12 protein-coding genes are annotated in these 10,691 nt (G+C 71.7%); 6 read left to right on the top strand and 6 right to left on the bottom strand.

Going from position 1 to position 10,691, the window contains the following annotated elements; genetic code table 11:
* Positions 1-50: 50 nt before the first annotated feature.
* Positions 51-2,300 (bottom strand): transglycosylase domain-containing protein, encoded by a 2,250-nt coding sequence (locus ACSNOD_RS22235; protein ID WP_436768775.1) that lies wholly within the window; start codon positions 2,298-2,300, stop codon positions 51-53.
* A gap of 404 nt (positions 2,301-2,704) precedes the next feature.
* On the opposite strand from ACSNOD_RS22235, the gene ACSNOD_RS22230 reads away from it, so the two are divergent.
* A complete protein-coding gene (locus tag ACSNOD_RS22230) occupies positions 2,705-3,037 on the top strand; it encodes a WhiB family transcriptional regulator (RefSeq protein ID WP_436768774.1) in 333 nt (110 codons plus the stop codon).
* Here ACSNOD_RS22230 and ACSNOD_RS22225 read toward each other — a convergent pair.
* Positions 3,034-4,650 carry an ArsA family ATPase gene (locus tag ACSNOD_RS22225; RefSeq protein ID WP_436768773.1) on the bottom strand — a complete coding sequence of 539 codons (1,617 nt, stop codon included), beginning with the start codon at positions 4,648-4,650 and terminating at the stop codon, positions 3,034-3,036. The two genes, ACSNOD_RS22230 and ACSNOD_RS22225, sit on opposite strands and share 4 nt — an antisense overlap.
* Positions 4,647-5,714 carry an ArsA family ATPase gene (locus tag ACSNOD_RS22220; RefSeq protein ID WP_436768772.1) on the bottom strand — a complete coding sequence of 356 codons (1,068 nt, stop codon included), beginning with the start codon at positions 5,712-5,714 and terminating at the stop codon, positions 4,647-4,649. The genes ACSNOD_RS22225 and ACSNOD_RS22220 overlap by 4 nt, the downstream gene beginning before the upstream one ends.
* Before the next feature lie 81 nt (positions 5,715-5,795).
* Here ACSNOD_RS22220 and ACSNOD_RS22215 point away from each other — a divergent pair, with 81 nt between their 5' ends.
* The 4 genes from ACSNOD_RS22215 to ACSNOD_RS22200 all read left to right on the top strand — a co-directional run bounded on the left by ACSNOD_RS22215 (position 5,796) and on the right by ACSNOD_RS22200 (position 8,358).
* On the top strand, positions 5,796-5,957 hold the full coding sequence (locus ACSNOD_RS22215; RefSeq protein ID WP_436768771.1) for a DUF4177 domain-containing protein: 162 nt from the start codon (positions 5,796-5,798) through the stop codon (positions 5,955-5,957).
* The gene (locus ACSNOD_RS22210; RefSeq protein WP_436768770.1) at positions 5,954-6,421 is read left to right on the top strand and encodes a RidA family protein; all 468 of its coding nucleotides are present in this window, start codon (positions 5,954-5,956) and stop codon (positions 6,419-6,421) included. Before ACSNOD_RS22215 ends, ACSNOD_RS22210 begins: the two co-directional genes overlap by 4 nt.
* A 150-nt stretch (positions 6,422-6,571) precedes the next feature.
* Positions 6,572-7,531: an NUDIX hydrolase gene (locus tag ACSNOD_RS22205; protein WP_436768769.1), complete on the top strand. Its 960-nt coding sequence runs from the start codon at positions 6,572-6,574 to the stop codon at positions 7,529-7,531.
* Positions 7,528-8,358 (top strand): MBL fold metallo-hydrolase, encoded by an 831-nt coding sequence (locus ACSNOD_RS22200; RefSeq protein ID WP_436768768.1) that lies wholly within the window; start codon positions 7,528-7,530, stop codon positions 8,356-8,358. Before ACSNOD_RS22205 ends, ACSNOD_RS22200 begins: the two co-directional genes overlap by 4 nt.
* A gap of 11 nt (positions 8,359-8,369) precedes the next feature.
* Here ACSNOD_RS22200 and ACSNOD_RS22195 read toward each other — a convergent pair whose 3' ends face one another.
* The 3 genes from ACSNOD_RS22195 to ACSNOD_RS22185 form a co-directional block, all read right to left on the bottom strand.
* Entirely contained in the window at positions 8,370-8,915 is a 546-nt protein-coding gene (locus ACSNOD_RS22195) for a Uma2 family endonuclease (RefSeq protein ID WP_436768767.1), read from the bottom strand.
* 249 nt (positions 8,916-9,164) lie between these two features.
* Positions 9,165-9,680: a hypothetical protein gene (locus tag ACSNOD_RS22190; protein WP_436768766.1), complete on the bottom strand. Its 516-nt coding sequence runs from the start codon at positions 9,678-9,680 to the stop codon at positions 9,165-9,167.
* A 22-nt stretch (positions 9,681-9,702) separates the two neighbouring features.
* Positions 9,703-10,146, bottom strand: coding sequence for a helix-turn-helix domain-containing protein (locus ACSNOD_RS22185; RefSeq protein WP_436768765.1), 444 nt, complete (start codon positions 10,144-10,146; stop codon positions 9,703-9,705).
* A 246-nt stretch (positions 10,147-10,392) separates the two neighbouring features.
* Here ACSNOD_RS22185 and ACSNOD_RS22180 point away from each other — a divergent pair, with 246 nt between their 5' ends.
* Positions 10,393-10,629 carry a WhiB family transcriptional regulator gene (locus ACSNOD_RS22180; RefSeq protein WP_436768764.1) on the top strand — a complete coding sequence of 79 codons (237 nt, stop codon included), beginning with the start codon at positions 10,393-10,395 and terminating at the stop codon, positions 10,627-10,629.
* The last annotated feature ends 62 nt before the right edge of the window (positions 10,630-10,691 follow it).

The raw sequence follows: 10,691 nt of genomic DNA, 5'->3' as shown, positions 1-10,691 counted from the left end.
GTCCTCGCGGACCGGGGCCACACCCCTTTTCCTACTGTCAGCGCCCTGTGTCAGCGCCGGCCCGTGCCCCCGCCGAGCAGCCCGTCCGGCAGCGTGATCGCCGGCCACGCGGGGCCACCGCCCCCGCCACCGATGAACCCGCCCTGGTTGCCACCGCCACCGCCGCCACCGTTGCCGTTGTTGCCCCGGCGCGGCGGCCGATTGTCCACGCGCCCGTTGTCGGCGGCGCCCGAGCCGCCCTGGCCGCCGGCGATCGGCACCGTGCTGAACGTGTCGGCCGGCTTGTCCTTGAGCGCCCCGCTCATCGCGTCCCGCCAGATCGGCCCGGGGACGCCACCGCCGAAGACCTTGGCGTGGTAGCGCCCGCCGATGGTGATGTTCTCCATCGGCACCTTGGTGTTGCCCGGGCCGCCGACCCAGACCGCGCCCGCCATATTGGGGGTGTAGCCGACGAACCACGCCGCCAGCCTGCCGTCCGTCGTACCCGTCTTGCCCGCGCTGTCGCGCCCGTCCAGCCCGGCCTGGGCGCCCGTGCCGTCCTCGACCACACCGCGCAGCAGCGTGTTCATCGTGTCGGCGGTGCTTTCCGACATCACCCGCTTGCAGCCGGTCTTCGGCACCTCGACCGTGCGGCCGTCCGCGTCGGTGACCGACTCGACGGCGATCGGGGTGCAGTACGTGCCGCGGTTGGCGAAGGTCGCGTACGCGTTGGCCATGGCCAGCGGCGCGATGGTGGCGCTGCCCAGGGTCACCGAGGGGGCCTGCGGCAGCGCCGCCCCGTTGCCCATGCGCACGTTCATGCTCTCGGCGAGCTTGGTGACCGGGCAGACCCCGATCTCGCTGATCATGGACACGAAGTACGTGTTGATCGACTTCGCCGTGGCTTCCCTCAGGTTGTACGGGCCGACCTCGTCGCGCGTCTCGTTCTGGACGGTGTCGCCGCCGTTGCGCCAGGTGCCCTCGCAGGTCTTCACCGGGCTCGGGTACGGCATCTTGTTCGGCGACGGGTACGACTTCGACGCCGGCACGCCCTGCTCCAGCGCGGCCGCGGCCGTGAACGGCTTGAAGGTGGAGCCCACCTGGAAGCCGAAGTTCGAGCCGCCCATCTTCTTGTCGACGGAGAGGTTGATCTGCGTCTCGTTCTCGCCGAAGCCGTAGGGCCGGCTCTGGCCCATGGCCAGGATCTTCCCCGTGCCGGGCTGGACGAGGGTGACGGCCGTGGCGACCCGGTCGCTCTGGTTGACGTGCTTGGTGATCGAGTCCTGCACGGACGCCTGGGCCTGCGGGTCCAGGGTGGTGCGGATCGTCATGCCGCCCTGGTTCCAGCGCTTGGCGCGGGCCTCCTTCGTCTTGCCGAAGACGGGGTCCTGGAGGAACACCTTGCGCACGTAGTCGCAGAAGAAGCCGGCGCCCTTGGTGGCGGTGATGCAGCCGTTCTTGGGCCGGCTCACCTTCAGCTGGAGCGGCTTCTTCTGGGCCGCGGCCGCCTCCTCCGGGGTCACCGCGCCCAGCTCGGCCATCCGCTGGAGCACGATGTTCCGGCGCTTGGTCGCCTCCAGCGGGTCATTGACCGGGTCGTAGCGGCTCGGCGACTGGACGATGCCGGCGAGCAGCGCGGCCTCGTCCAGGGCGAGCTCCTTGGCGGGCTTGCTGAAGTAGCGCTGGGCGGCCGCCTCGACCCCGTACGCCTGCTGGCCGAAGAAGGTGATGTTGAGGTAGTTCTCGAGGATCTTCTCCTTGCCGAGCTCCTCCTCGACCTGGATCGCGTACTTCAGCTCCTTGATCTTGCGACCGAGGGTCTGCTGGGTGGCCTGGGCGACCTTGGTCGGGTCGTCGCCCGCCTCCTCCACGAAGACGTTCTTCACATACTGCTGGGTGAGGGTGGAGGCGCCCTCCGAGACCCCGCCCTCCTGCGCGTTGCGATTCAGCGCGCGCAGGATGCCCTTGAGGTCGATCGCGCCGTGCTCGTAGAAGCGGGCGTCCTCGATGGCGACGATCGCCTTCCGCATGAACGGGGAGATGTCGTCCAGCGGGACCACGGTGCGGTCCCGGGAGTAGACGGACGCGATGAGTCCGCCCTGGGCGTCGAGGATGGTGGTCTTCTGGCTCAGCGGCGGGCGTTTGAGATTGGCGGGGATCTCGTCGAACCCCTCCACCGACCCCTTGGCCGCGAGGCCCAGCGCTCCGGCCGCGGGCAGGGCCATGCCCGCCAGCACGGCTCCGGCGAGCACGCTGATACCGATGAACTTGGCGGCCTGCTGGGGGGCGGTGAGCCCTCCGCCCGAGCGCTTCTTTGCCATGGCAGCAGCCTACGTTCTCATTCGCCGGACACACGTACATCCGTTGGCCTAAGCTATGGCCAACTGTCACAGCGATGCGGTCCCGCATCAAGCCCGCCCCATGATTCCCCGCAGTTGATCATGGAGTGTCGCGGCACGGTTCTGTCCGAAATGCGGATTAACGCCGTCGTGGGCCCGCGGCGACTCGGGGGACCTGCCCGGATTCCTTCCGATTGGCGCCGCATGTCCTCCCATCACTCCGTTGGGTGATCTGCCGCGTACGCATAGTCCGTTCGGGCCATTCAAGATTGGGCCCGCTGGGGGTGTTGCGCCCTGGCCGCCTTCCGTAACGTCCTCAACTGGCAACGGTGAATATGCCGCTGCCGCCGTGGGGGAGCCTCGACTCGGGGAAGGACGGCGCCAGCATGAGCTGGGTAACCGACTGGAGTGCGCAGGCCGCCTGCCGCACTACCGATCCGGATGAACTGTTCGTTCAAGGGGCCGCTCAGAACAGGGCCAAAGCGGTGTGCACGGGGTGCCCGGTGCGCACCGAATGCCTTGCCGACGCTCTCGACAACCGTGTCGAGTTCGGCGTCTGGGGCGGGATGACCGAGCGGGAGCGCAGGGCGCTGCTGCGCCGGCGCCCCACGGTGACGTCATGGCGCAGGCTCCTGGAGACCGCGCGGACGGAGTACGAGCGGAGCGCGGGCATCCTGCCCGTGGACTTCAGCGACGAGGACTACGCGGCCGTCGGCTAGCGCGGGTCGGCGAGACGCTCGCCGATGGCCCGCAGCCCCGCGAGGTCGTGCACATCGCCGGGCAGCGCGGCCACCTCCACCACCGGCACCTCGGGGTGCAGGGCGGTGAAGCGGTCACGCGTGCGACGCTCCCGCGCGAGCACCTGCATGCGTTCGGCGTGCAGCCTGAGCAGACCGGCGGCGAGCTGTTCCGCGGTCGGGTTGTCGGTGCCGTACGCGGTGCTGTCGGCGTGCGCGGTCGTGCCGGATGTGACCGTGCCGGACGCAGCCGTGCCGGATGCAGCCACGTCTGACGCAGCCGTGTCGTCGTACGCGGTGGTGCCGTGCGCCGCCGTCGTGTGCGCCGTCGTGTTCCGGTGCGCCGTCAGATCCGTTGCGCCCTCTGCGAGATCCCGTGCGTCGGGGTCGATGGCGGGGGAGCCACTGCCGGGGTCTTGCGGTCCAGGTGCGACAGGAGTATGGGCGCCTCGTTTGGCAGCTTGCCCGTTCGTCTGATCCACAATGCGGGCTTCGGAAAGATTTTCTAGCGGATTCTCGTCGGGGCCCGACAACGGCGCGCCGTCCGCCAAGGACGAGAGCTCCTCCGCCGCCGCCAGCGCCCGCTCCGCGCTCAGCCCGGCCGCCCCGCTGCCGTGCACCCGGTTCAGCACCAGCCCGGCCAACGGCATCTTCTCCGTGCCCAGCCGCTCCACGAAGTACGCCGCCTCGCGCAGCGCGTCCCGCTCCGGCGCCGCCACCACCAAAAAGGCCGTACCCGGGGCCTGGAGCAGCCGATAGGTGGCGTCCGCCCGGGTCCGGAAGCCACCGAACATGGTGTCCATGGCGGCCACAAAGGTCTGCACGTCCCGGAGGAGCTGTGCCCCCATCAGCTTGTTGAGGGTGCCGGTCATCATCGACATGCCGACATTGAGGAACTTCATCCCCGCCCGGCCGCCGATCTTCGCCGGCGCCATCAGCAGCTTGATGAACCGCCCGTCCAGGAAGGAGCCGAGCCGCTTGGGCGCGTCGAGGAAGTCCAGCGCCGACCGGCTCGGCGGGGTGTCCACGACGATCAGGTCCCACTCGTCGCGCGCCCGCAGCTGGCCCAGCTTCTCCATGGCCATGTACTCCTGCGTGCCCGCGAAGCCGGCCGACAGCGACTGGTAGAAGGGGTTCTCCAGGATCGCGCGGGCCCGGTCGGCATCGGCGTGCGCCTCGACGATCTCGTCGAAGGTCCGCTTCATGTCCAGCATCATCGCGTGCAGCTCGCCGCCGGCCGCGCCGTCGATGCCCGCCACCCTGCGGGGGGTGTTGTCGAGCGAGGCGATGCCCATCGACTGGGCGAGCCGCCGCGCCGGGTCGATGGTGAGCACCACGACCCGCCGGCCGCGCTCCGCGGCCCGCAGGCCCAGCGCGGCGGCCGTCGTCGTCTTGCCCACGCCGCCCGCTCCGCAACAGACGACGATCCGGGTGGCCGGGTCGTCCAGGACGGGGTCCAGTTCCAGCACCGGCGCCCCGGCCGGTCCCGCCCCGGCTGCCCCCGCCCCGGCCGGTCCCGTTCCGGACGCCTCCGCCCCGGTCGCCTCCGCTCCGGCCGCCGGCGCGCTCTCGTCCTGCGACGTGCGCGGGCTCATCCCGCCACCCCCTGCTTCCTCAGATCGGCCGCCATGCGGTAGAGCCCGGCGAGGTCGACACCATCGCTCAGCAGTTCGAGCTCGTACGTCGGCAGCCCGAGCCGCGATATCTCCGTGCGCTCCTGGCGCTCCAGGACCAGCCGCTCGGCGTGCTCCGCCGCCTGGTCGAGCAGCGGGTCCAGCAGGTCCACGGCGGTGCCCACGTCGGCACCGGCACCGCCACCGGCGCCTCCGCCCGTGGCCGCGCCCTCGCCGGGCGAGCCGTCCAGCCCCACCCGGGCCAGCGCCGCCGCCACGGCGGCCCGCCCACCGCCGTACTCCTGCCCGGCCCCGTCGCCGTCCCCGCTCCCCGTGAGCGCGTGCACCGCCGTCTCGTCCAGCAGCGACTGGGAGCGCACCATGTTGATGATCACGCTGCCGACCGGCAGCCCCGCCGCCCGCAGCTCGGCGACCCCGTCCACCGTCTCCTGGACCGGCATCTCCTCCAGCAGCGTCACCAGGTGCACCGCCGTCTCGGGCGACTTGAGCACCCGCATCACGGCCTGCGCCTGATGGTGCACGGGGCCGATCCTGGCCAGCCCGGCCACCTCGTCGTTGACGTTGAGGAAGCGGGTGATCCGGCCGGTGGGCGGCGCGTCCATGACCACGTGGTCGTACGCCGGCGCCCCGCTCTTCGTCTTGCGGCGCACCGCCTCGCACGCCTTGCCGGTCAGCAGCACATCGCGCAGACCGGGGGCGATGGTGGTGGCGAAGTCGATCGCGCCGAGCTTTCTCAGCGCCCGGCCGGCGCCACCGAGCTTGTAGAACATCTGCAGGTAGTCGAGCAGGGCCAGCTCGGCGTCGATGGCGAGCGCGTACACCTCGCCGCCGCCGCGCGTGACCGCGATCTTGCGTTCCTCGTAGGGAAGCGCCTCCGTTTCGAAGAGCTGTGCGATGCCCTGTCGCCCCTCCACCTCGACCAGGAGGGTGCGTCGCCCCTCCGCCGCGAGGGCGAGGGCGAGGGCCGCGGCCACCGTGGTCTTGCCGGTACCGCCCTTGCCGCTGACGACATGGAGCCTGCTCATGTTCGGGAGCCTAACCACTACCCGGAAGGGCTACGCAGGAGGCTGCCGTTCGAGTGTGCGACGACGGGTACAGTCTGGGCCATGACCAAGTGGGAATACGCGACCGTGCCGCTGCTCGTCCATGCCACCAAGCAGATCCTCGACACCTGGGGCGAGGACGGCTGGGAGCTCGTCCAGGTCGTGCCGGGCCCGAACAACCCGGAGCAGCTCGTGGCGTACCTGAAGCGGGAGAAGACCCAGTGAGCGGCGCGGTCGAGGCGCGCCTCGCCGAGCTGGGCCTGACGCTGCCGGAGGTCGTGCCGCCGCTCGCGTCGTACGCCCCGGCCGTGCGCTCCGGCTCGTACGTGTACACCGCGGGCCAGCTGCCCATGGTGGCGGGCGCGCTGCCGCTGACCGGCAAGGTCGGCGCGGAGGTCTCCCCCGAGCAGGCCAAGGAGCTCGCGCGGACCTGCGCGCTCAACGCCCTGGCGGCCGTCAAGTCGGTCGTCGGCGACCTGGACCGCGTCGCGCGGATCGTGAAGGTCGTCGGCTTCGTGGCCTCGGCGCCGGACTTCACCGGCCAGCCGGGCGTCATCAACGGCGCCAGCGAGCTGCTGGGCGAGGTCTTCGGTGACAAGGGCGTGCACGCGCGCAGCGCGGTGGGCGTCACGGTGCTGCCGCTGGACGCGCCGGTCGAGGTCGAGTTCCAGGTCGAGATCGCGGACTGACCGAGCGCGGGCCGGACGCCGGCCCGTACTGACGCCGGGCCCGCTGACAGAGCGCCCGCCGTGGTCACGCGGGGCCCGCGGGGACGGCCGGGTGATCGACGACCCCGGCCCACCCTCGAACATTCGGGCGGAACCGCATAGCATCCGGCCATGACCACGAATGGCCAGTGGTACCCGCCCGAGTGGCCCGAGCGCATCCGCGCGCTCGCCCGCGGCGAGCTCACGGCCGTGGAGCCCCGACGGGCCGCGACCGTACTGCTGCTGCGCCCGGGGTCCGACGGCCCCTCCGTCTATCTGCTGCGCAGACGCGCCTCCATGGCCTTCGCCGGGGGCGCGTACGCGTATCCGGGCGGCGGCGTGGACCCGCGCGACGAGCGCCCCGTGGCCTGGGCCGGGCCCGGCCGGGACCGGTGGGCCCGCCGGCTGGGCGTCGACGAGCCGTCCGCGCAGGCCATCGTGTGCGCGGCGGTCCGCGAGACCTTCGAGGAGGCGGGCGTGCTGCTCGCCGGCCCCTCGGCCGACACGGTCGTGGGGGACACCACGGGGGAGGACTGGGAGGCGGACCGCGCGGCGCTGGTCGCCCGCGAGCTGTCCTTCGCCGACCTGCTCCGGCGGCGCCGGCTGGTGCTGCGCAGCGATCTGCTGGGCGCCTGGGCGCGCTGGATCACCCCGGAGTTCGAGCCCCGGCGCTACGACACCTGGTTCTTCGTGGCCGCGCTGCCGGTGGGGCAGCGCACCCGCGATGTGTCCACGGAGTCGGACCGGGTCGTCTGGATGCGGCCGGCGGAGGCCGCGGCGGGGTACGACCGCGGCGAGCTGCTGATGATGCCGCCGACGATCTCGACGCTGCGGGAGCTGGCGCCGTACCGGGAGCCGGCGGCGGCGCTGGCGGCGGCCGGCGAGCGCGACATGACGCCCGTACTGGCGCGGGCGGAGGTGCGCGACGGGCGCATCGTGCTGAGCTGGCCCGGACACGAGGAATTCACGAAGACGATCCCGGCCGGGGCGACAGCGCGCGCCGGCGGCGGGGGTCCGGCCGACGGAGCCGCCGAGGCGGCGGACAGCGATGGCGCCGGCGCGGCCGACGCGGCGCGAGGAGTGGAGTCATGACGTACGCGAACACCCTCCCGGGCCGGCCGCGCGAGGGCGCGCTCGGCGGCAGGGCCACCGACCGGGCCCTGTGCGTGCTGGCGCCCAACCCCTCTCCGATGACGCTGGACGGCACGAACACCTGGATCGTGGCCGAGCCGGACTCCGAGCTCGCGGTGGTCGTCGACCCCGGACCGCTCGACGAGGGCCATCTGCGCGCGGTCGTCGCGGCGGCCGAGCAGGCGGGCAAGCGGGTGGCGCTGACGCTGCTCACCCATGGCCACCCGGACCACTCCGGCGGCGCGGCCCGCTTCGCGGAGCTGACGGGCACGGCCGTACGGGCGCTGGACCCGGCGCTGCGGCTCGGCGACGAGGGCCTGGGCGCGGGGGACGTGATCACCACCGGCGGCCTCGAGCTGCGGGTGGTCCCGACGCCCGGCCACACCGCGGACTCGCTCTGCTTCCACCTCCCGGCGGACGCGGCGGTCCTCACCGGTGACACGGTGCTGGGCCGGGGGACGACGGTCGTCGCCCACCCGGACGGGCGGCTCGGCGACTATCTGGACTCGCTGCGGCGGCTGCGCTCCCTGGCGGTCGACGAGGGGGTGACGACCGTGCTGCCGGGCCACGGCCCGGTGCTGACCGACGCGCGGGGCGTGGTCGAGTACTACCTCGCGCACCGGGCGAACCGGCTGGCCCAGGTGGAGACGGCCGTGGAGAACGGCTACCGCACGGCCCCCGAGGTCGTGGCCCATGTCTACGCCGACGTCGACCGCGCCCTCTGGCCCGCGGCGGAACTCTCGGTCCGCGCCCAGCTCGACTACCTGACCGAACACGGCCTGATCTGACCGACGGCCCCTCAGTCCCGCCGCCGGAACGTCCCCGTCGGAATCCGGACCTCACTGCCGTCCGGCAATCGCAGGGGGATGGTCTCGCCATAGGTGTACGTCACCTGCGCGGTGTAGTCCTCGCCCCGCGGTCGCGTCAGCAGGTCGCACTCGCCGCGGAAGGGGTCGACGATGAGATAGGTCGGAATGCCGAAGCGGGCGTACTGCTTGCGCTTGATCGCGTAATCGTTGCCGTCGTTCCGGGAAGAGACGATCTCTATGGCCGCGAGAACGTCCTCGAAGGTGTAAGGCTCCTCCGCACCGTCGGCGAGGATGCTCACATCAGGGACCCGATCGGCCTCACCAGGGAAGTGGATCAGCACATCGGAGAGCAGACGGGACATCTCGAGACCGGCTGACCGCGCCGCCGCTTGAATTTCGAAGATCGTCCAACTTTGGATGCTGCTTTGCGGCGTCACGATGATTCTGTCCCCCACGACTTCGACCTTGAAGCCCTTGAGCACCTCTGCGGCCTGCTCGGCGCCGTTTCGCAGATCGTTTTGAACACCCGTACTCATGCCGTGTCCCTTCGCCGATCCGATAACTGCATGGTAAACGGGCGCCCTGACAACAGGGCGTCGCTCGGGACCGGGCCGCCCCGCAAGGGTGAGCCGCCGGCTGTGGTGGCTCATCGGAAGGCCCGCCGCACCGGAGGAAGCGGGCTCGCGCACGGCGGCGTACGGCGCATGGCGCGGGGGAGCAGCCGACAGGGAAACGGGGGGTCGCCGGCGCGTGAGCAGACGAGCCGCCGCAGGGAAAACGTTTCGTCAGCCGGAGCGTTCGCCCGGTTTGCGTTTGCGGTGGGGCATCAGCGGTTCCTGGGAGCGCAGTTCGCTCGCGCGCGGCCCCGGCAGCGGGGAGTCGATGAGCGCGATGACGTCGGCCAGCGTGGAGGGGCGGGAGTCGCCCGACTCCTGCTCCGCGAGGTGGTTCATCGCGTCCTGCCAGCCCTGGGCGTAGCCCTCCTCGCGGGCCTCCTCGAGCTCCTCGCGGCGGTAGACGCCGAGCTCGCCCGATGTGGCCGCGCGGCCCATCTCCAGGAGTAACGCCGCGAGTTCGCGGCTGTCGAGCGTGATGGCCGAGCCCCCGCCGGCCGCCGCCCGCTGGTGGTCGGCCTGCCTCTGGTGCTGATCGGCGGGCGCCTGGCGGTCGGCCCGTGCCTGGCCGGCCTGCGCCTGTGCGGCGCCCGGCCGGCCGGTGACGGAGTCACGGGAACCGATGGCAGAGGAGTCCGGAACGTCCTCGGGACGGCGGTGTTCCGCCGTGCCCCCGTCGCTGCCCATGCGTACCCCCTGCTTCTCTTCCTCAGCCGGTGCCCGCCCTCCGCCGCTGAGCCTGGGACGTCCCCTCTTCCGACGGCAGGAACGGAGCCGCCACCTGCAGGAAGAGCGCGCGCCGATCCTCGGGGACCCCGAGCAGTTCGGCCGCCTCCTCCAGCGTGATGGTCCGGTGCCTCGCTGTGCTGCGCTGAGCGTATGTCACCGGTATCGGAAGGTCGTCCTCGGTCATCTTTCCGGACCTGATCAGCACGTCCCGCACGGGGACGTCCAGCGCGCGGGCGAGCCCGCGCATGGTCGCGAGATCGGGCATGCTCTGACGTTGCAACAGCCGGGTCACCGCGGCGCGGTGCACGCCCGCGTCGTCGGCGACCTTGGACCGGCCGCCGCCGCGTGGGTGGTCGATGTCGTAGCCCCGGGACCTCATCAGGTCCTCCATCCAGGCTGCGAACTCCTCCAGGGTGTCCTTCATACGGGTCCGCTCCCTCCATCCCGCACCAGGGTAACGCGCGTGCGCGAGCGAAATGTGCACGTTGCGTGAGGGCATCCGGCCCAACAACCGCGCTGTGGAGGTGCGGTGAAGAAATTTCTAGTTGCTTGCGAGCGCGCAACATGGGAGGATTCTTCTGGCTTCGCAAAGACGTTCGAATGTCTGTTCCGGAACTCCTCCCCCCACTCCGCCCGATGCCCCTTCCTTCGGAGTCCGCACGGAGTGCCCATGCATCAGCACGACCCAGAGGCGTTCGACTGGCGGGCCGATGCCCGCTGCGCCGCCCTCCCGATGACCAGCGTCTTCGCCCGGCGCCGCGCCGAGGCCCAGCCCGCGTTGCGGGCGTGCAACACCTGTCCCATCGTCGAGCCGTGCCTTCGGACCGTCGACCCCGCGAACACCTGGTTCGACGGCGTCTGCGGCGGCCGGCTCTGGAGCAATGGCCGGGAGGTCCTGCTGCCATGAGCGCCGCCCACACCCTCGCCGACGCCCCCGTCGGTTCCCCCGCTGCCCCCGTCGGTCCCGTC

The sequence above is a fragment of the Streptomyces sp. URMC 123 genome (assembly GCF_051386515.1).
In the GTDB taxonomy this organism is placed as follows: domain Bacteria; phylum Actinomycetota; class Actinomycetes; order Streptomycetales; family Streptomycetaceae; genus Streptomyces.
The sequence above is the reverse complement of the archived record's forward strand: the minus strand, read 5'-3'. Positions and strand labels throughout refer to the sequence as shown.